Origin of the sequence: Burkholderia sp. ABCPW 11 (genome assembly GCF_001523445.1) — a bacterium.
In the GTDB taxonomy this organism is placed as follows: Bacteria; Pseudomonadota; Gammaproteobacteria; order Burkholderiales; family Burkholderiaceae; genus Burkholderia.
In genome coordinates, this window is the sequence record NZ_LOVM01000097.1 from 34080 (window position 1) to 53959 (window position 19880).

Annotated in this window: 14 protein-coding genes; 4 read left to right on the top strand and 10 right to left on the bottom strand. The window is 68.8% G+C overall.

Translation table 11 applies throughout. From position 1 onward, the window contains the following. Positions 1-164 precede the first annotated feature (164 nt). The gene (locus tag WS61_RS31225; RefSeq protein ID WP_059506401.1) at positions 165-1451 is read right to left on the bottom strand and encodes an EAL domain-containing protein; all 1287 of its coding nucleotides are present in this window, start codon (positions 1449-1451) and stop codon (positions 165-167) included. Positions 1452-1759: 308 nt separating this feature from the next. Between WS61_RS31225 and WS61_RS31230 the strand changes: the two genes are divergently transcribed. Then, positions 1760-3427 carry a Na+/H+ antiporter gene (locus WS61_RS31230; RefSeq protein WP_059506402.1) on the top strand — a complete coding sequence of 556 codons (1668 nt, stop codon included), beginning with the start codon at positions 1760-1762 and terminating at the stop codon, positions 3425-3427. A 92-nt stretch (positions 3428-3519) separates the two neighbouring features. Here WS61_RS31230 and WS61_RS31235 read toward each other — a convergent pair whose 3' ends face one another. The 3 genes from WS61_RS31235 to WS61_RS31240 form a co-directional block, all read right to left on the bottom strand. After that, complete coding sequence (locus WS61_RS31235; RefSeq protein ID WP_059506403.1) at positions 3520-7092, bottom strand: indolepyruvate ferredoxin oxidoreductase family protein; 3573 nt, start codon at positions 7090-7092, stop codon at positions 3520-3522. A 115-nt stretch (positions 7093-7207) separates the two neighbouring features. Next, the gene (locus WS61_RS35115) at positions 7208-7582 is read right to left on the bottom strand and encodes a hypothetical protein (RefSeq protein WP_157692798.1); all 375 of its coding nucleotides are present in this window, start codon (positions 7580-7582) and stop codon (positions 7208-7210) included. 1763 nt (positions 7583-9345) lie between these two features. Further along, on the bottom strand, positions 9346-9903 hold the full coding sequence (locus WS61_RS31240) for a DapH/DapD/GlmU-related protein (RefSeq protein ID WP_059506405.1): 558 nt from the start codon (positions 9901-9903) through the stop codon (positions 9346-9348). 332 nt (positions 9904-10235) lie between these two features. On the opposite strand from WS61_RS31240, the gene WS61_RS31245 reads away from it, so the two are divergent. Beyond that, positions 10236-10850 (top strand): glutathione S-transferase family protein, encoded by a 615-nt coding sequence (locus tag WS61_RS31245; protein WP_059506407.1) that lies wholly within the window; start codon positions 10236-10238, stop codon positions 10848-10850. 32 nt (positions 10851-10882) lie between these two features. Here WS61_RS31245 and WS61_RS31250 read toward each other — a convergent pair whose 3' ends face one another. Continuing rightward, positions 10883-11851, bottom strand: coding sequence for an ion channel (locus tag WS61_RS31250; protein WP_059506409.1), 969 nt, complete (start codon positions 11849-11851; stop codon positions 10883-10885). 165 nt (positions 11852-12016) lie between these two features. Next, on the bottom strand, positions 12017-13036 hold the full coding sequence (locus WS61_RS31255; protein WP_059506411.1) for a sulfate ABC transporter substrate-binding protein: 1020 nt from the start codon (positions 13034-13036) through the stop codon (positions 12017-12019). 450 nt (positions 13037-13486) lie between these two features. Between WS61_RS31255 and dapA the strand changes: the two genes are divergently transcribed. After that, positions 13487-14380 carry a 4-hydroxy-tetrahydrodipicolinate synthase gene (gene dapA, locus WS61_RS31260; protein ID WP_059506413.1) on the top strand — a complete coding sequence of 298 codons (894 nt, stop codon included), beginning with the start codon at positions 13487-13489 and terminating at the stop codon, positions 14378-14380. A 57-nt stretch (positions 14381-14437) separates the two neighbouring features. Here dapA and WS61_RS31265 read toward each other — a convergent pair whose 3' ends face one another. From WS61_RS31265 to WS61_RS31270, 3 genes are all read right to left on the bottom strand, one after another. Further along, entirely contained in the window at positions 14438-14818 is a 381-nt protein-coding gene (locus WS61_RS31265) for a type II toxin-antitoxin system VapC family toxin (RefSeq protein ID WP_059506415.1), read from the bottom strand. Further along, a complete protein-coding gene (locus WS61_RS34595) occupies positions 14818-15045 on the bottom strand; it encodes a hypothetical protein (protein ID WP_095211884.1) in 228 nt (75 codons plus the stop codon). The genes WS61_RS31265 and WS61_RS34595 overlap by 1 nt, the downstream gene beginning before the upstream one ends. A gap of 95 nt (positions 15046-15140) precedes the next feature. Continuing rightward, on the bottom strand, positions 15141-16193 hold the full coding sequence (locus WS61_RS31270; RefSeq protein ID WP_059506417.1) for a LysR substrate-binding domain-containing protein: 1053 nt from the start codon (positions 16191-16193) through the stop codon (positions 15141-15143). A 106-nt stretch (positions 16194-16299) separates the two neighbouring features. On the opposite strand from WS61_RS31270, the gene WS61_RS31275 reads away from it, so the two are divergent. Continuing rightward, positions 16300-17568: an MFS transporter gene (locus WS61_RS31275; RefSeq protein ID WP_059506419.1), complete on the top strand. Its 1269-nt coding sequence runs from the start codon at positions 16300-16302 to the stop codon at positions 17566-17568. Between the two features lie 55 nt (positions 17569-17623). On the opposite strand, the gene WS61_RS31280 is transcribed toward WS61_RS31275, so the two are convergent. Continuing rightward, positions 17624-19825, bottom strand: coding sequence for a TonB-dependent siderophore receptor (locus WS61_RS31280; protein WP_059506421.1), 2202 nt, complete (start codon positions 19823-19825; stop codon positions 17624-17626). Between the last annotated feature and the right edge of the window lie 55 nt (positions 19826-19880).

Consider the following 19880-nt stretch of genomic DNA (forward strand, 5'->3'; position numbering starts at 1 on the left):
GTTTTCCTGTTGTTATCCGCCGTCATGGTGCCCCCGGGACGGCGCGATCGCGGCCACGGCGGCCGCGATCGCGCCATTGTCGAGGAAGCACGCGTCGAGCGCAACGATGGTGCGGCGCCGGCGCGTCCGGATCGTGACAATCGCCGCATGCGCGGCGCACGGCGCTAACCGGCCGGCGCTTCCTCGTCGCTCCAGTCGATATCGCCGCACAGCACGCGCTGCGCATCGCCGACGCGCACGGCCACCGACAGCGTCACGCACGGCTGCGCCTCGTTGATCGACAGGTACGGCCGCGTGACCTGCACGCGCCCCGGTTCGGCGATCGCCGAGCGGAAATACGGCCGGCGCAGCCAGTTCGCGCCCTGCGCGTCCGCCAGCGGCGAAAAGCGCGCCTCGGCCAGCGCGCGATCGGCGCGCAGCACGACGTTGCGGCCCGACTGCCGGCCCTGCGCGTCGAGCAGGAAACAGCGCGCGGCCGCGTCGAGCGCGAGGAAGTTCCAGCACACCTCGTCGAGCGGCTCGCCGGCCTCGAGGCGTTCGGCCGCCCGTTCGAACGCACGCAGGTACGGGGCGAGCCGCTGCGTGTCGCGCCGCTCGCGCGCTTCGGTCTGCTGACGAAAGCGCTCGGTCAGCTCGCCGATGCAGCCGGTCGCGGCCGCGCTGTCGGGCAGCCCCGGCGCGGGCCGGCCGAAGTAGTAGCCCTGCACGAAATCGGCCTCGCACGACAGCGCGATCTGCGCTTCGTGCTCGGTCTCGATCCCTTCGACGAGCACCAGCTTGCCGGCCTCGTGCAACAGCGTCACGAGCCCGTGCAGGATCGCGGTAAGCCCCGTCCGGTGCGCCGCGTGCGACAGCATGATCCGGTCGAGCTTCACGATGTCCGGGTTCAGTTGCCAGATCCGCTCGAGGTTCGAGTGGCCCGCGCCGAAATCGTCGAGCGCGATCAGGAAGCCGTGCGTGCGGAATTCGCGCACGGCCTCCGCGAGCCGCTCGATGTCGTCCGCGCGCTGTTCGAGCACTTCGAGCACGACGCGTCGCGGCGGCATGCCGAGCCGCTTCAGGTTCGCGAGCAGCGCGGCCGCCTGGAACGGATCCGTGAGCACGCCCGGATGGACGTTGAGAAACAGCCACTCGCGCTCCGCGCCGAGCAGCGCGAAGTTCTCCAGATGCAGCGCCTGCGCGAGCCGGTCGAGCTGCAGCAGTTCGCCGCGGCGCGCGGCCTCGCCGAACACGTCGAGCGGCGACACGGCGCGGTCGAGCGCATCGTGCGCGCGCAGCAACGCCTCGTAGCCGACCGCACGCTGGTGCGACAGGCTGAATATCGGCTGGAATACGGTCGTGAGCGTCAGGTCGCGGTGCTGCGTCGCGAGCCGTTCGAAGCCGGAGCTCATCTCCCGCTCGAACCGGTACGGCGACGCGGTGGCCGGACGCTCCTGTTGCACGATCGTCATGCCCTTCTCCTGGTGATGCAGTCGAACGCGGCGTCCGGCGAAACGGACGACGAACGGGACGGCGCGCGCAATGTCATGGTTGGACCCTCGGTTGCCCGGCTCGGGCCGGGCGGCTGCCTACCTTCAAGCAAGCTCCGTGCAAGGTGCGCGGACCCCATGCGCCGCACGGCCGCGCCGGGCCGCCGCACCATCGTGGCGCACCGCCGACGCACCATTTCCGTGCGCACGCACCGGCCGCTCGAGCGCATCCGTCACGTCGGCACGCTACACTCCGTACGACCGTTTCATTCTGCCTACCCGCCGTATCGATGGAAATCGTCTTCACAGTCCTCATCCTGCTGCTGACCGTCGCGCTGTCCGGCGCCGTCACGCGCCTCCTGCCGTTGCAACTGCCGCTGCCGCTGATGCAGATCGCGTTCGGCGCGATGCTCGCGTGGCCGAAGCTGAACCTGCACGTCACGTTCGACCCCGAAATCTTCATGCTGCTGTTCATTCCGCCGCTGCTGTTCGCGGACGGCTGGCGAATTCCCAAACGCGAGCTTTACCTGCAGCGCCGCGCGATCCTGATGCTCGCGTTCGGGCTCGTGTTCATGACGGTACTCGCAGTCGGCTACTTCGCGCATTGGCTGATTCCCGAGTTGCCGCTGCCGATCGCGTTCGCGCTCGCGGCGGTGCTGTCGCCGACCGACGCGGTCGCGCTGTCCGGCATCGCAGGCAAGGGGCGCATTCCGCCGCAACTGATGCACATCCTCGAAGGCGAGGCGTTGATGAACGACGCGTCGGGCCTCGTCGCGCTGAAGTTCGCGATCGCGGCCGCGCTGACCGGCGTGTTCTCGCTGCGCGCCGCATCGGTCACGTTCGTGATCGTCGCGGCCGGCGGGCTCGCGACGGGTGCGATCGTGTCGTGGGTGTTCAGCGCGCTGTCGACGCGCTTCCTGAATGCCGAGCAGGAAGGCGACCCGGCCCCCGGCATCGTGATGACGCTGCTGGTGCCGTTCGCGGCCTACCTGTTCGCCGAGCACCTCGACCTGTCGGGCGTGCTCGCGGCCGTGTCGGCCGGGATGATGATGAACTACACGAGCTTTTCGCGCAAAAGCACCGTCGCGTCGCGCGTGCGCGCCGAAAGCACGTGGGCGATGATCGAGTTCGTGTTCAACGGCATGGTGTTCATCATGCTCGGGCTGCAGTTGCCGCACATCATCGGCCGCGCACTCGTCGATGCGCACCATACGAGCGACGCGCTGGTCGGCCGCATGATCTTCAACGTATGCGCGATGATGCTCGCGCTGTACGCGATCCGCTTCCTGTGGGTGTGGCTGCTGCGCTGGTTCGCGAGCCGCCGCGCCGCGCGCCATGGCCTCGCCGGCACGATGGCCGGCGTGCGCACGATCGCGGTGATGACGGTCGGCGGCGTGCGCGGCGCGGTCACGCTCGCCGGTGTGCTGTCGATCCCGGTCGCGCTGTCCGACGGCGTGCCGCTGCCGGGCCGCGACACCGCGGTCTTCATCGCGTCGGCCGTGATCCTGGGCTCGCTGATCGTCGCGGTGATCGGCCTGCCACTGCTGCTGCGCGGCGTGCGCTCGACGCGCAACCCGCTCGGCGACGAGGAGCGCATCGCACGCTCGGCCGCCGCGCAGGCCGCGATCCGCGCTGTCGATTCGTCGCACGACGCGATCTCGGCCGATCTCGACGAATCGGGCGCGGCACGCTGCGCGGACATCTCCGCACGCGTGATGGACCAGTACCGCCGCCGGCTGGCCGCGCTGGCCGAGGACGGCCCCACGCCGCGCGCGCAAGCGCAGCAGGCCGAAACGATGGAGCTGCAGATGCGGATCGCGGCCGTGCGTGCGGAACGCTCGGCGCTGTATCGGCTGCGCAGCGACAGCAAGATTTCCGACGAGACGCTGACGAAGCTGCTTCGCGAGATCGACCTGTCCGAAACCGCGCTGTCGACGCGCAAGAAAGGCATTCTTTGAGCGACCGGCCGCGGCCTGCGCGCCGCCGCCCGCGGGCATGAAAAAGCGGCGACGCATCGGCGTCGCCGTCCTCACCTCCGCTCGCGATCGCGTTACTTCGCGACGACGACCGGGATCCCCTTCAGCATCCCCGCGCCCTTCATCTCGTCGAGCGCGTGCTGCACGGCCGCGCTCGTCGCCGCGTCGATGCCGAGCTGCAATGCGAGCTCGCGTTCCGCGCGCTTCACGCCGGCGAGGTTGCGCACCTTCACGTGGCCGAAGCCGCGCACGCGGGCGTGCAGGTCGGCCAGTTGCACGACCTGCGCCGCATTGCCGGCCGTCATCGCGGCGAACGCACGCGCGAGCGTGGTCTCGTAGTCGTCGGCCAGCGCGCGCTCCATCCTGCGCTCGACCGTGCGGCCGAACGGATCGAGCCACGTGCCGCGCAGGCTGCGCACGCGCGCCAGCATGCCGAGCACCGGCCACATCCACTGGCCGAACACGCGCTTCTTCGGCGCGGCGCCGTCGCTGCCGGCCTTCGCGACCGTCGGCGGCGCCAGGTTGAACTTCACGCGGTACGCGTGGCCCGGCACGCCTTCGAACTGCGCTTCGAGCGCCGTGCGGAACGCGTCGTCCGTGTACAGCCGCGCGACTTCGTATTCGTCCTTCACCGCGAGCAGCCGGTAGAACGTCGTCGCGACCGCGCGCGTGAGCGCGTCGTCGCCCTTCGCGCGCGCCGCGTTCACCAGCGCACGGTAACGCTCGACGTAGCGCGCGCCGCCGTATGCGTCGAGGCGCGCTTCGCGATCGGCGATCAGCTCCGCGAGCGTCTCCGGCGCGGCGTGGGCGGCCACCGCATGCCGCGCGTTCCACAACGCGTCGAGGCCCGCCGCGTCGCCGGCCGCCATCCGGCCGATCGAGAACGCGAGCGTGTTCATCGGCACCGCGACGTTGTTCAGCTCGATCGCGCGCATCATCGCGGCGAGCGACACCGGTACGAGGCCGAGCTGCCATGCGAAGCCGAGCATCAGGATGTTCGCGCCGATCGAGTCGCCGAGGAACTTCGCGGCGAGCGCCTGCGCGTCGCAGCTCGACAGGTAGCCGTCGCCGGCAGCGTGGCGCATCTTCTCGAGCAGCGCATCCGCGTGCAGGTTCGCGTCGGGGTTCTGCACGAACGACGCATTCGGGATCCGGTGCGTGTTGACGACGATCCGCGAACGCGCGTGACGCACCGTCTGCAGCGCTTCGGCGCTCGCGCCGACGACCATGTCGCATGCGAGCAGTACGTCGGCCTGCTGCGTGTCGATGCGCACCTGGTTCAGCCACCGGTCGCTCGATGCGATCCGCACGAACGACAGCACCGAGCCGCCCTTCTGCGCGAAGCCCATGAAGTCGAGCACCGAGGCGCTCTTGCCTTCGAGGTGCGCGGCCATGCTGATCAGCGCGCCGACCGTCACGACGCCCGTGCCGCCGACGCCCGTCACGAGCATGTCGAACGGCGCCGCGTCGAGATGCGTCGCCGGCACCGGCAGCGCGTCGACGCGCGCGGCGAGCGCCGCTTCGTCGAATGCGGCGCCGGCCGCCTTCTTCAGCGCCGCGCCTTCGACCGTCACGAAGCTCGGGCAGAAGCCGTTCACGCACGAATAGTCCTTGTTGCACGACGACTGGTCGATGCGGCGCTTGCGGCCGAGCGGCGTTTCGAGCGGCTCGACCGACAGGCAGTTCGACTGCACGCCGCAATCGCCGCAGCCTTCGCACACCGCGTCGTTGATGAACAGGCGCTTGTCCGGGTCGGGGAATTCGCCTTTCTTGCGGCGGCGGCGCTTCTCGGCCGCGCAGGTCTGGTCGTAGATCAGCACGGTGACGCCCGGCGTCTCGCGCAATTCGCGCTGCACCGCGTCGAGTTCGCTGCGGTGATGGAACGTCGTGCCGGCCGGGAACTGCCCGTGATGGCCGTCGTACTTCTCCGGTTCGTCGGACACCACGACGAAGCGCGACACGCCTTCGGCCTCGACCTGCCGCGCGATCTGCGGCACCGAGATGCTGCCGTCGACCGGCTGGCCGCCCGTCATCGCGACCGCGTCGTTGTAGAGGATCTTGTACGTGATGTTCGCTTTCGCGGCGACCGCCTGGCGGATCGCGAGGATGCCCGAGTGGAAGTAGGTGCCGTCGCCGAGGTTCTGGAACACGTGCTTCGTGTTGGTGAACATCGCGTGCGCGGCCCAGTCGACGCCCTCGCCGCCCATCTGGATCAGCCCCGTGGTGTCGCGCTCCATCCACGACGCCATGAAGTGGCAGCCGATGCCGGCCTGCGCGATCGAGCCTTCCGGCACCTTCGTCGACGTGTTGTGCGGGCAGCCCGAGCAGAAGTACGGCGTGCGCTTCACCGCATCGGCCTCGTTCGACAGGATCTGCGGCGCGACGAGATCGACGACCCGTTCGCGGCGGTCGAGCGCCGGCTTGTGCCGTGCGAGCCAGTCGGCGAACACCGGCAGGATGCGCGACGGGCGCAGCTCGCCGAGCTCGGAGAGCAGGCACGCGCCGGCCGCGTCATGCTTGCCGAGCACGCGCGGGCGCGCGCCTTCGGTGCGGTTGTACAGGTAGTCCTTGATCTGCTGCTCGATGACCGGCCCCTTCTCCTCGATCACCAGCACTTCGGCGAGCCCGTCGACGAAGGTCTCGACGCGCGTCATCTCGAGCGGATACGACAGGCCGACCTTGTAGATCCGCACGCCGGCCGCGTCGAGATCGGCGACCGTCAGGTCGAGGCGGCGCAGCGCTTCCATCAGGTCGAGGTGCGCCTTGCCGCAGGTGACGATCCCGACGTTCGCGTGCGCGCTCGGCGCGATCCACTTGTCGATGCTGTTGGCGCGCGCGAAATGGCGAACCGCGTCGAGCTTCGCCGCGAGGCGCGCCTCGATCGTGAGGCTCGGCAGGTCGGGCCAGCGGTTGTGCAGGCCGCCCGCGGGCGGCGTGAACCCTGCCGGTGCCGGCCAGCGCGTCTGCAACGCATCGAGGTCGACGGTCGAGCCCGACTCGACCGTTTCCGAGATCGCCTTGAAGCCGACCCACGCGCCCGAGTAGCGCGACAGCGCCCAGCCGTACAGGCCGAATTCGAGCATGTCGGCGATGTTCGACGGGTTCACGACCGGCATGTGCCACGCCATCATCGCGAAGTCGCTCTGGTGCGGCATCGACGACGACACGCAGCCATGGTCGTCGCCCGCGACGACCAGCACGCCGCCGTGCGGCGACGAACCGTACGCGTTGCCGTGCTTCAGCGCGTCGCCCGCGCGATCGACACCCGGGCCCTTGCCGTACCACATCGCATACACGCCCTCGACCGTGCGCTCGGGGTCGGCCTCGACCCGCTGCGTGCCGAGCACGGCCGTGCCGCCGAGTTCCTCGTTGATCGCGGGCAGGAAGCGCACGCCGCTCGCGTCGAGCAGTTTCTTCGCCTTCCACAGCTGCTGGTCGACCATGCCGAGCGGCGAGCCGCGGTAGCCGCTGACGAAGCCGGCCGTGTTCAGGCCCTGCTCGACGTCGGCCGCGCGCTGCATCAGCAGCAGGCGAATCAGCGCCTGCGTGCCGGTCAGGAAGATTCGGCCGCGCGTCGCGGTCAGGTTGTCGGTCAGGCGGTAGTCGGACAGGGCGGGCGTGCCGTCGACGGGCAGGCGGGCGGTCATGGGGGGAGTCTCCGGATTGTGCTGTTCTGGGCCGTGCGCGGCGGGGCGTCGGGTGACGCGGGGCGCCGGCAGCGAATGGCTCTATTTTTTCGCGCGCAGCCGAGAATGTTTTTCCTCATCTTGCTCGGAGCGGCGCGCGGCGAGAAAAACTGCGCAGCTTTCTGCCGATATTTGAGAGAGTTTTCGCGCGGGCAGCGGGAGCGCGGTGGGTGATGCGTCGGGGGCGGTCGACGCTCGGGCGGAAAAGCCGGCGCAGGTCGCAAGGGTCGCCGCCCGACCGGCGATCGGCGCTCGAACCCCGACCGGCAAGGGTTTCGGCGGCATCGGCCGTCATCCTCACCATTGAAATGCACAGCGTTCCGAGTGGCCGGAAGCGACGGATGTCCACAATGCCGCGCCCTTCGGCCGATCGGGCTCGCGCGCTCACCGTTCGATTGCACAGCATTTCGAGTGGCGTCGGGGCCGGGATGTCCACATCCGGAATCGACATGCTGGGTGCTCGGGCAGCGGCGCTCACCGTTGAAATTCACAGCTTGGCGAGTGGGTCGCGGCGATGGATATCCACATCGGAAATCGCGGGGTTTCGTCGGTCCTCTGCTTGCGCTCACCGCTCGAGTACACAGCGTCGAGCGTGGGTTTGGAGGGCGAATAACCTCGCCGGAACCCGCATGCCGCGCGATTGCCGGCTCGCACTCACCGTTGAAATACACAGGGGTTCGACTGGCTGCAGTGGCAGTTGTCCACGTCCAGGTCTACGTTGCCTCCTGGCCATCCGGGCACCCTCACCGTTGAAAACCACAGCGTCTCGAGTGATGGAGTGGGCCGGATGTCCTCGCCTGAACACGCAGACCATGCGATTGCCGACTCACTCTCACCGTTGATATGCACAGGGACTCGACTGGCTGCGGTGGCGGTTGTCCACGTCCGGATCTGCGTTGCCTCCTGGCCATCCGGGCGCCCTCACCGTTGAAAACCACAGCGCTTCGAGTGATTGACCGGGCCCGATGTCCTCGCCTGAACACGCAGGCCGTGCGATTGTCGACTCACTCTCGCCGTTGATATGCACAGAGACTCAACTGGCTGCGGTGGCCGTTGTCAACGTGCGGATCTGCGTTGCCTGCTGGCCATCCGGGCACTCTCACCGTTGAAAACCACAGCGCTTCGAGTGATTGACCGGGCCCGATGTCCTCGCCTGAACACGCAGGCCATACGATTGCCGACTCACTCTCACCATTGATATACACAGGGGTTCAACTGGCTGCGGTGGCAGTTGTCCACGTCGGATCTACGTTGCCTCCTGGCCATCCGGGCACCCTCACCGTTGAAAACCACAGCGCTTCGAGTGGTGGAGTGGGCCGGATATCCACATGGACGAGCGTTCTCCGGTCGATAACCGCCGCGCGCCTCGAAGAACGACGACGACCGGCAGTCCATACTGGAAGCGGCTCATCACGCGATCAGGCACCGATGCTCACCGTCGAGATACACAGTGCCGCGAGTCGTTTCGGCGGACGGATATCGACACGGAAATGCGCGTAGCCGTTGCTCGCAATCTGACTCCTCGGCCTGACGGGAACATCGCTTCGCGTGGCGTCGGCGGTCGAACAGCCGCATCCTGAAGGGCGGCGCGCCGTCGCGAACTCACGCTCACCATTGAATTGCACAGCGCGCAGAGTCGCTGGAAAAAGCCGACAAGCGCGTCGAAATCCGCGCGTTGCGAACCACGCACCGGCGCTCACCGTTAGAATGCACAGCCGTTCGATTGGGGGCCGGAGCCGGATATCGACGTCGCCCTGCCCGCATGCTTGGGGGCGCACACGCGCGCCATCGGCTAGAATGCGCGTCGCCCTGCACCGCGACACTGGCGCGAAACCCGCGCCGGGGCGGGCGCGCAGCCGGATCGGTCGCGGCGCTCACCATTGAATTTCACAGCATTTCGCTTCGTCCGGACGCGAGTTGTCCACAACCCGCTTCATGTCTCACGCAGCATCCGGTCATCCTCACCTGTGAAAACCACAGGGCGTCGAGTCGTTTCGACGCGCGGATATCCACAACCGCGGGCGCGACCGGATCTTCATCTGCCGATCGACGGACGCCTTGGCGCACGAAATCCCGGAAAAGCCGAAAAGGCTTGTCCGGACGGCCTCCGCGGCACACTCACCGTTCAATTGCACAGCGTTTCGAGTGGCTTTGGCGGCGTGTTGTCCACATCCCGCCGACGATGCTTCGTCGCGCCGGCACGCCTGGGCGACGTTATTCCGCGATCGACCGGATGACCTTCGCCGGATTGCCGCCGACCAGCGTATTCGGCGGCACGTCCCGGGTGACGACGGCCGCGGCTGCGACGACCGCGTTTTCGCCGATCGTCACGCCGCCGATGACCGTCGCACCCGCGCCGATCCACACGTTCCGCCCGATCACGATCGGCTTCGCGACCACGCAGTCGCGTCGCCGCGACGGCTCGACCGGATGACCGGACGTGATGAGGCTGACGTTCGGGCCGATCATCACGTCGTCGCCGATCTCGAGTCCGCCCAGGTCGTAGAACGTGCAGTTCTGGTTGACGAACACGTTGCGCCCGAGCTTCATGCCCGCGCCGCCCGTCGCATGGAACGGCGGGATCAGCACGAAATCGTCGTCCACCTGCGTGCCGATCAGTTCGCCGAACAATGCGCGCACGTCCGCCGCATCGTCGAACGTCAGGCGGTTGAGCCGCGCGGTGATCGCCATCGCCCGTTTGATCTCGGCCACCATGGCCGCCGATTCGGGTGTCCTGCGCGGAATGATGGTGGTGCGATCGTCGTTTGCCATGCGTGACGGGTCTCCAGTAGGTGCGGGGTTGCGCGATGCGTTGACGATCGCGGACGAACGGCCGATTGCGTTGCCGCGTGCGCGGAGGCTGCGGGCGGGCCCGGCACATTGTAGTGATGCCGCTTTTTCGCCGGGTTTTCTGGGTTTTCTTCAAATAACTAGTTTTTTTATAACTAGTTATTTACAGAACCCCTGTCACATAAGGGTTTCATCGCGTCTTCCGCCGGCTTCACCGCATGCAGCCGACCCGCGCGCCCCTGTCCCAACCACCCGGGCTCGGGTACGCTTGAGCCTCCCCCGGCTCGACACCTGCACCCAAACGCGGAGGCGCGATGAAGCTCTACTACTGGCCGAAGACCCGGGCATTCCGGGCGCTGTGGATGCTCGAGGAAATCGGTGTGGTGTACGAACTCGTGCCGGTCGATCTGCGCTCGCACGAACAGGGCAGCGATGCGTTCGTGCAGGTCAACCCGATGGCCAAGCTGCCCGCGCTCGACGACGGCAGCGCCCCGTTCGCCGAATCGGGCGCCGTGCTGCTCTATCTCGCCGATCGCTGCCCGGGCGCCGGGCTCGGCATCGCCCCCGACGATCCGCTGCGCGGCCGTTTCCTCCAGTGGATGTTCTTCACGCCGACCTGCCTCGAACCGGCGATGGCCGAGAAATTCACCGGCGCGTCGGGCAATCCGGTTGCGTTCGGCTGGGGCAACATCACCCGCGTGCAGCGCGCCCTCGCACAAGCGCTCGCCCACAGTCGCTGGCTCGTCGGCGAGCGCTTCACCGCGGCCGACCTGCTGCTCGCCAGCACGCTGAAGATCGCGTTCGACGCGCATCTGCTGCCGCACGAAGGCGTGCTCGGCGACTACGTCGCGCGCGCCGAGGACCGCGACGCGTTCCGCCGCGCGGTCGAGATCGAACGGCGCGAAGCGGCGCGTCTGCTGCACGGGTGAGGCGCAACGGGGGCGGCCCCCGTCGCCCTCGATCACGTCTGCGCGGCCGGCCCCGGCGCCGACGCGTCCGCGTCGATCACCACGCCCGGCGAACCGCGCTCGTCGGTATCGACGTCGATCGGCACGACGTCGTGAAAATGCGTGTAATCGATGTGCGTGATGCCGTCCTCGTCGTGCATCAGGTCGACATAGCGGTGGCGCCAGCGGATCTCGCCATGCGCCCATGCATGACGCGCCTGCATGACCTGCGCGGTGGTCTCGTCCGAGCCCTCGATCGTGATCAGCAATTGCGCGTCGCGCGCGGCGAGCGATTCGGGCGTCTCGCCGAACAGCGCGCTCGACTCGTCGATCACGTGCATCAGGTTCCAGCCGAGCAGGAAGATCGGATGCTCGTTGCGCACGAGCGGCAGGTCGTGAATCTTGCGCAGCGAATAGCCCTCGTGCGTGCCTTCGACGCGCATCAGCCGCAGTTTCGCCTGCGCCTCGGCAATCACGTTCTGGCGGGCATTCGCTGCGCGCACCATCAGCGTCATCCGGCCGTTCAGCGGCCGCACGATCGCGTAGCGCGCGAACAGGATCTTCGCCTGCGGCCGCGAAAACCGCGCGAACACGAGTCCCGTGGCCAGCGCGATGCCCGACATCCCGACGAAGATCTCGAACGTCGCGACGAGGTGCGCATACACCGTCTGCGGATGCATGTCGCCGTAGCCGACGGTCGCGAGCGTCTCGACGCTGAAGAAGAACGCGCCGCCGAAGCCGGCCGGCGACTGGTTCGCGATCGGCGCATGGCCCAGCAGGTAGAGCGTCGCGAAACCGCCGTTGAGCAGCAGGAACAGCACCGCGAGCGACAGGAAGAACACGGGCCAGCTCACCGTCAGCGCGCGGTGATAGAAATCGCGCCAGCCGAGCGGCGGCATCCCGTACGCGATCACCGGGCGGGTGCCCGACCAGATCTTGCGGCCACGGCCGCGGGAGGCTGGGGAGGACGAATCGACGTTCATCGCGCGGCGCCGGTTGCAGGGAGGCGATGAGCGTAGCACGCGCGGCAGCGGCGGGGAATGCGGGGCGGTTCGGAACGGCAAACCGCCGCGCAGCCGCAAAAAAAGCCGGCCGCGCGAGCGGCCGGCTGCATCGTCATGCGGGCTGGCGCGTGGCGCCCGCCGCAATCACTTCCGGTCGACGATCACCTGGTCGAACGTGCCGCCGTCGGCGAAATGGGTCTTCTGCGCGTTCGCCCAGCTGCCGAAGACCTGCTCGACGCTGAATGTCTTCAGCGGCTTGAACTCGGCCGCATGTTTCTTCAGCACGGCCGCGTCGCGCGGGCGCAGATGGTGCTGCGCGATGATCTCCTGCGCTTGCGGCGTGTACAGGTAGTCGAGATACGCCTGCGCGACCTTGCGCGTGCCTTTCTTGTCGACCACCTTGTCGACGACGGCGACGGGCGGCTCCGCGAGGATGCTCGCCGACGGATACACCGCGTCGAACTGCGCGCCCGACGCGCCCGTGTCCATCAGCGCGACCTCGTTCTCGAACGTGACGAGCACGTCGCCGATGCCGCGCTGCGTGAACGTCGTCGTCGCGCCGCGGCCGCCCGAATCGAGCACCGGCACGTTGCGGAAGATCGCCTTCTCGAAGTCGAGCGCCTGCTGGTCGGTCGCGCCCTTCTGCTTCTGGAAGCCCCATGCGGCGAGATACGCATAGCGGCCGTTGCCCGACGTCTTCGGGTTCGCGATGATCACCTGGACGCCCGGCTTCGCGAGATCGCTCCAGTCCTTGATCGCCTTCGGGTTGCCCTTGCGCACGAGGAACACCATCGTCGTCGAATACGGCGAGCTGTTGTCCGGGAAGCGCGGGCGCCAGTCCTTCGGCAGCAGTTGGCCGCGCTCGGCGAGCAGGTCGATGTCGTTCGGCTGGTTCATCGTCACGACGTCGGCCTGCAGCCCCTGCAGCACCGACAGCGCCTGCGCGCTCGACGCGCCGTGCGACTGCTTGATCGTGACCGTCTCGCCGGTCTTCTGCTTGTAGGCGGCGGCAAAGCTCGCGTTGATGTCCTTGTACAGCTCGCGCGTCACGTCGTACGACACGTTCAGGATCGACGTGTCCGCATGCGCGGCCGCCGCCGCCACGACCAGCGCCGCCGCCGCGCCCGTGTGCAGCCAGCGGCCGATCCCCTTGATGCTTGCCATCGTGATATGCCCCGTTTCCAGTGGAGGTGAATGTGCGTGACCGCACGCGTACGCGCCGTCATCGAAACGTAAGCGGGCATTCTAGCGGCCGGGCGCAGCGCGCCTTCCAATCAGTCGTGGAAAGCAAATCTCGAATCCTGCTAAACGACGGCCGGGGCTCGCGCACCCTGCCGCCGCGGTGTTAAGATCGCCGCTCAGCCCACTCACGGTTCATCCATGTCCGCTACTCTGCGCTCGCCCTCGATCCTCGCCGCCGTCGCGGCAGGTGCGTGCGCGGCCGGGCTGAAACTGAAAAAACGACTCCTCGACTGACGGGGACGTCGCGTCCCGTCAGGCGAATGCCGGACGGGATGCCCGCAGGTCGTTTCACTCTCCCTGCACGCACGCCTCGCTCCGGCCCCCGCCGGCGGAACGGTTCCTTCCCACTCCGTTTCCACCATGAGGCTTTGCATGAACACACGTTTCGAAGGTATCTGGCTGCCGATCGTCACGCCGTTCCACCACGGCGAGGTCGATCACGCGGCGCTCGCGCGGCTCGCGCGCCGTTATGCGGCCGCCGGCATCGCGGGCTTCGTCGCGGGCGCGACGACCGGCGAAGGCGTGCTGCTCGACGCGCGCGAACAGGACGCGGTATTCGCGACGCTGCGCGACGCGGCGCCCGCGCTGCCGATCGTCGTCGGGCTGACCGCGAGCGCGACGCATTTCGCGACCGCCCGCGCGCGGGAGCTCGCGGCGCTGCGCCCCGACGGGCTGCTCGTCACGCCGCCCGTCTACGTGCGGCCGACGCAGGACGGCATCCGCCGTCATGTCGAGGCGATCGTCGACGCGGCCGACCTGCCCGTGCTCGTCTACAACATCCCGTACCGCACCGGCGTGAACGTCGAACTGGACACGCTGCAGGCGCTCGCGCGCGATCCGCGCGTCGCGGGCATCAAGGAATGCGGCGGCACGCTCGATCGGATGAGCCGGCTCGTGCACGACACGCCGCTCGCGATCCTGTCCGGCGACGACAACCAGAACTTCGCGGCGATGTGCGCGGGCGCGCACGGCGCGATCGCGAGCAGCGCGCACGTGCTGCCCGAATGGCATGTGCGGATTCATGCGTGGCTGCGCGACGGGCGGCTCGCCGACGCGCGGCGCCTGTCGGTCGCGCTGCAGCCGCTCGTCGCGGCGCTGTTCGCGGAACCGAACCCGGCGCCGGTGAAGGCCGTGCTCGCCGCGCAAGGGTGGTGCGAGGACGGGTTGCGGCTGCCGTTCGTGCCGGCGAGCGACGGGTTGCGGGAGAAGCTGGGCAGGCTCCGTGCGGAACTCGAGGAAATCGAACCGCACGCTGCGGCTGTATGAACGGCCCGTCATGCATCGGGGGCCGGCGACCGCCGGCTTCCCGCCTGCCAGATTGTTTCAGACTGTCAGAACCACAGACATGCCGTACCGGGCGAGATGCCCATCGGCAGTGACGAGCTGCAGGGGTTCATGCTGGGCCTGCGCAACGAGCAGCCGATCGAACGGGTCGCGATGATGGCTCGGCAAGCTGCGTACGGCGGCCCCGTGTACGGCCCGGACCGGCAGTTCGCGGAACCCGCTCGCCCGAAGCACGCGAACTAGCCGATCCACGTCGACATCGAGCTTCCCCAAGCCGGCCTTGATCGCGGCTTCCCAGATACTCGCGCTGCTGACGAACCGCTCGTCGGCATCCGCGATCACCCTGCGTGCTCGGGCGCTGAGCTTCGGGTCATCGGTCACGCTCCACAAGAAGATGTGCGTATCGAGCAGCAATCGCATCAGCGCCCTTCAAAAGCAGCCAGCAAGTCGTCGGGCAGCGGTGCGTCGAAGTCTTCCGCAATCCGAACCTGACCTTGCAGGAGGCCGAACCGAACGGGCCGTTTGACGGATACGGACCGGTCCCCGGATGCTGGCGGGTTCGAGATCGCGGTTTCCTCGCCGGAGATCGGAACGTCGACTTGTTGCGATGGATTGGCCGTGGTGCCGGGGATATTTGCGCGTTGCATGATGACCTCCGCTTTGGATGCCACCACTGTAGTCAAGTCCGTCCGAACGATCCATTCAGCCGGATGGGGGATGCCTGCCGGATCTCGGCGGCTCGTCACGCCGCGAGCGCTACGCCGCCCTCCTCCGTCGCTCCCCGCACCGCCTGCGTCACGATCCGCGCGAGCCGGTCGACCGTCGGGGTCGCCGACGACGTGCGCCGCAGCAGGATCAGCGGCAAGCTCGGCAGCGCCGGCAACCCGCACGACGCGGCATCGAGCACGCGCACCGACGCCGGCAGCCCGTAATGCGAGCGCACCGTCAGCCCGAGCCCCGCCGCCGCGGCCGCCCATAGCCCGGCCAGGCTCGGCGTCGTGAACGCGACGCGCCACGGCACGCCGGCACGATCGAGCGCATCGGTCGCTGCGCCGAAGAAGCGGCACGGCCGGTCGAACACGACGAGCGGCAACGGCTCGCCCGTCGCCCGCACGGCGCGACCGCCGGGCTCGCCGGCGCCGCCCGCCCCACCCGCGCCCCCATCGCCATTCGGCACACCGAAACCACCGCCCGCCGCCGCGCCGATCCATTGCATCGGCACCTGCGCGATCGCTTCGCTGTCGATTCCCGCCCGCGACACGAGCGCCGCCGACGCCGGATCGCCCCACACGAGCGCCAGATCGAGCTGGTTCGCATCGAGCCGGTCGAGCAGATCGGCGTTGCGCGCCACGCGCGCCTCGATCTTCACCTTCGGATGCGCACGCGCGAACCGCCCGAGCACGTCCGGCAGGATCGCCTCGCCGAAATCCTCCTGCAGCCCGACCCGTACCCAGCCGTCGAGATTCACGCCGCGCACGGCCGCGGCCGCCTCGTCGTTCAGCTCGATCATCCGCCGCGCGTAGCGCAGCATCGCGTCGCCGGCATCGGTCAGCGCGAGCCCGCGCCCGGCTTTCACGAACAGCGGCGTGCCGGCCTGCTCCTCGAGCTTGCGGATCTGCGCGCTCACCGCCGACGACGAGCGCGCGACGCGATCCGCCGCCTTCGCGAAACTGCCGAGATCCACGCCTGCGACGAGGCTGCGCAGCGCCGCGACGTCGAAGTTGGGCCGCGCCAGCGCGGCATCGGCCGCCGCGAGCGGCTCGCCGCCGTCGCGCGGAATGTCTTGTCCGGGCATCTCAATCATCCTGTTTTATCGAATGATTCATCAAAAACTTTCCGATTTTCAGGATGAATGTAGGCGGCCAAACTGTGCACGTCAACCTCGAACCGGGCCTGCCGTCATGGATACCTCGTGCATCGCTTCTCCTTCTTCGCCTGCCCGCGACGTGCGCGGGCCGGCCCATCGCTGGCGCGTGCTGGCCGCCGGCGTCGCCGCCAACATGAGCTTTTCGGCCGCCGCGGCCGGCATTCCGACCACGGCCGTGTGGATGCGCGCCGCCTACCATCTCGACAACGGCGCACTCGGCCTCGTGCTCGGTGCGCTCGGCTTCGGCGTCGCGCTGTCCGAGCTGCCGTGGGGGATCGCCGCCGACCGCTTCGGCGACCGCCGCGTGCTGCTGGCCGGGCTCGTCGCGACGGCCGCGATGCTCGCGCTGATGGTGTGCACGATCGTCCCGACCGCGCAAGCGGCGCCGCCGCTGATGCGCGTCGTCGCGGCCATGGGCTGCGTCGGCCTGCTCGGCGGCAGCGTGAACGGTTCGAGCGGGCGCGCGGTGATGCGCTGGTTCGGCGAGCGGGAGCGCGGGCTCGCGATGAGCATCCGCCAGACGGCCGTGCCGCTCGGCGGCGGCCTCGGCGCGGCGCTGCTCCCGTCGCTTGCATCGCACGCCGGCTTCGCCGCGGTGTTCGGCGCGCTGATGCTGCTGTGCGCGGGATCGGCCGCGCTCACGTGGCGCTGGCTGCACGAGCCGCCCGCCGAGCCGGCTACGGCGTACCTCGCCACGCATCGCGCCGCCCGACGGCCGCAGGTCGCCGGCCACGCGCGCAACCCGCTCGCGAGCGGCCCCGTGTGGCGCATCGTGCTCGGCATCGGCCTGCTGTGCGCGCCGCAATTTGCGGTGCTCACGTTCGCGACGGTGTTCCTGCACGACTTCGGCCGGCTCGGCCTTGCCGGCATCAGCACGGCGATGGTCGCGCTGCAGCTTGGCGCGATGGCGATGCGCGTCTGGAGCGGCCGCCATACCGACCGGCACGGCAATCGGCGCGCGTACCTGCGCGGTTCCGTGCTCGTCGCGGCCGGGTCGTTCGCGCTGCTCGCGGCGGCGACGGCCGGCAGCCCGCATGTGCCGCTCGCCGCGATCGTCGCGATTCTCGTGTTCGCCGGCATCTGCGTGTCGGCATGGCACGGCGTCGCGTACACGGAGTTGGCGACGCTCGCGGGCGCGAACCATGCGGGCACCGCGCTCGGGATGGCGAACACGATCGTCTATCTCGGGCTGTTCGCGACGCCGCTCGCGATTCCGCCGCTGCTCGCCGCGAGTTCGTGGAGCATGGTGTGGCTCGCGGCGGCGTTGATCGCGGGCGCGACCTATCCGCTGTTTGCGCGATGACGGGCGCGCGCGGCGCCCGACCGGGCGGAGCGCGGGCCGCCGCCGCACGGCGCGGTCAGAACTTGTACACGGCTGACAGCATCGCCGAACGGCCGTCGCCGAGCTCGACCGCCGACGACCGCGATTCGCTGCCCGACACCTGCCGGACGCGCTCGACGTAAGCACGATCGAACAGATTGTCGACGTTCAGCTGGAGGCGCAGCCGGCGGCTCACGTCGTAACTCGCCATCAGGTTGTGCACCCAGTACGCGCCGAGCTTGCCGTCGCCCTGCGACGTCACGTTGCGCCGGCCGACGAAGTGCGAGCCGTAGCCGAGCGTCCAGCCCGCCGGCAGCCGATAGGTCGTCCATACGTTGAACGCGTGCCGCGGCGTGTTGCCGAGCGCCTGCCCGTCGCGCCGCGGCGACGACGGCGAGCTGAGGGTCACGCTCGCCAGGTACGTGTAGTTCGCGAACACGTCCCAGCGCGGCGTCACCTTGCCGGCGGCGCCGAGCTCGGCGCCGCGCACGCGTTGCCGGCCCGCGAGCGCATAGCTGCCGTCGGCCATTCGTTCGCGCGCGTTCTTCTTTTCGGTCTGGAACAACGCGCCGTTCAGCGCGATGCCCGCAAGCCCTTCCCATTTCGCGCCGAGTTCGACGCTCTCGTTTTTCTCGGGCGCGAGCGCGCCGGTCGCCGCGCTCACGCCGGAGCCGGTGGTCACGAGGAATTCGGCGGACGGGTTGAACGACGTGCCGTACGCGAAATACGCACGACCGTTGTCGGTCGGCTTGAACACGAGCCCCGCGCGCGTGCTCAGATGCCGATCGGCGGTATCCGCGCGCTCGGTGGGCTTGCCAGCCGCGGTGCCTTCCGACCAGCCATCGATCCAGTCGTGCCGCAGCCCGACGTCGATGTCCCAATAGCGGCCGACCGAGATCGTGTCGAACGCGTACAGCGCCTTCACGACCAGCGCGGTGTCGTTGCGCGCACTGTCCTGGCGCCGCGCCGGGCCACGCCACACGCCGGGCGGCGCGGCGAGCGCGAAGCCGTCGGCCGGGTAGAAGCGGTTGAGCCCGTACGAATAGGTCGTGCGGCCGTACGTCTCGCGCGAGATCTCGAAGCCCGTGACCAGCGTATGCCCGATGCCGAACGTCGAGAACGCGCTGGTGACGTTCGTCTGGTTCGCCCACATCGCGGTCGACGCATCGCGGCCATAGCCTTGCGGCCCGGCCGGCTTGTAGCGCCCCGGCGGCAGGCCCTGCAGGTTCACGTGCGACGCCGAAATCACCGTGTCGCGATTCAGGTGCGCATAGCGGCTCAGGTTCTGCACCTTCAGGCCGGACGACACGTCGTGTTCGGCCTTCACGGTGAACGTATCCGACGTGATGCGTTCGCGGTCGAGATTGCGCCAGCCGAAATAGCGCTCGCGCGACACGCCGGCCAGCACCTGGCCGTCGTGCGCAGGCAGCCCGTAGTCGGGCAGGTAGTTGTCGTACTGGTGGAAATAGCCGAGCGTGACGCGCGTCGGCGTGCCGAGACCGAACGCGAGCGACGGCGCGATGCCCCAGCGCCGCTTGCGGATGTCGTCGCGGCCGGGCACGTCGTTGACGTGCGCCATCGCATTCAGGCGGAACGCCGCGCGGCCGTCGGCGCCGGGCAGCGGCCGGTTCGCATCGAGCGTCACGCGGCGGTAGTCCGACGTGCCGAGCATCGTGCCGGCCTCGATGAACGTGCCGGCCTTCGGTGTCTTGCTGACCAGATTCACCGAGCCGCCCGTCGTGCCGGCGCCGCCGAATACCGAATTCGGCCCCTTGATCACCTCGACCGCCTCGACGTTGAACAGGTCGCTGCGATTGTTCTGCGCGCTGTCGCGCAGCCCGTCGAGCTGCATGTTCGCGTTCGCGCCGAAACCGCGGATATTGAACATGTCGCCCGACCCGCCGCCGCCCTCGCCCGCGTTGAACGTGATGCCCGCGACGTTCGACAGCGCTTCGCGCAAGCTCAGCGCCTGCTGTTCGTCGAGCACCGCGCGCGGCACCACGGTGATCGTCTGCGGCACGTCGAGCAGCGGCGTCGCATACTTGGCGGAACCCGATCGGTCGACGCGCGAACCGGCGTCGCGCGCGCCGTGCACGACGATCGGGTCCAGTTGCGGCGCGTGGCGCGGCTCGCCTTCCTCCGCGCATGCCGGCGCGGCCGCACAGGTCATCATCGCGAACGCGACGGATGCGGTCGCGCGCCGCGGCGGCGTCGCGCTCGACTGGATGCAACGGCTCATGTTCACTCCACTTTATTGATGAGAATGATTCTCATTCAATAGAATTGGATGCGAC

Bases quoted from the DNA above. Each gene is read 5' to 3' on its own strand.
- WS61_RS31225 (WP_059506401.1), bottom strand. From the start codon at position 1,451: ATGACGATCGTGCAACAGGAGCGTCCGGCCACCGCGTCGCCGTACCGG.
- WS61_RS31230 (WP_059506402.1), top strand. From the start codon at position 1,760: ATGGAAATCGTCTTCACAGTCCTCATCCTGCTGCTGACCGTCGCGCTG.
- WS61_RS31235 (WP_059506403.1), bottom strand. From the start codon at position 7,092: ATGACCGCCCGCCTGCCCGTCGACGGCACGCCCGCCCTGTCCGACTAC.
- WS61_RS35115 (WP_157692798.1), bottom strand. From the start codon at position 7,582: ATGTCGATTCCGGATGTGGACATCCCGGCCCCGACGCCACTCGAAATG.
- WS61_RS31240 (WP_059506405.1), bottom strand. From the start codon at position 9,903: ATGGCAAACGACGATCGCACCACCATCATTCCGCGCAGGACACCCGAA.
- WS61_RS31245 (WP_059506407.1), top strand. From the start codon at position 10,236: ATGAAGCTCTACTACTGGCCGAAGACCCGGGCATTCCGGGCGCTGTGG.
- WS61_RS31250 (WP_059506409.1), bottom strand. From the start codon at position 11,851: ATGAACGTCGATTCGTCCTCCCCAGCCTCCCGCGGCCGTGGCCGCAAG.
- WS61_RS31255 (WP_059506411.1), bottom strand. From the start codon at position 13,036: ATGGCAAGCATCAAGGGGATCGGCCGCTGGCTGCACACGGGCGCGGCG.
- dapA (WP_059506413.1), top strand. From the start codon at position 13,487: ATGAACACACGTTTCGAAGGTATCTGGCTGCCGATCGTCACGCCGTTC.
- WS61_RS31265 (WP_059506415.1), bottom strand. From the start codon at position 14,818: ATGCGATTGCTGCTCGATACGCACATCTTCTTGTGGAGCGTGACCGAT.
- WS61_RS34595 (WP_095211884.1), bottom strand. From the start codon at position 15,045: ATGCAACGCGCAAATATCCCCGGCACCACGGCCAATCCATCGCAACAA.
- WS61_RS31270 (WP_059506417.1), bottom strand. From the start codon at position 16,193: ATGCCCGGACAAGACATTCCGCGCGACGGCGGCGAGCCGCTCGCGGCG.
- WS61_RS31275 (WP_059506419.1), top strand. From the start codon at position 16,300: ATGGATACCTCGTGCATCGCTTCTCCTTCTTCGCCTGCCCGCGACGTG.
- WS61_RS31280 (WP_059506421.1), bottom strand. From the start codon at position 19,825: ATGAGCCGTTGCATCCAGTCGAGCGCGACGCCGCCGCGGCGCGCGACC.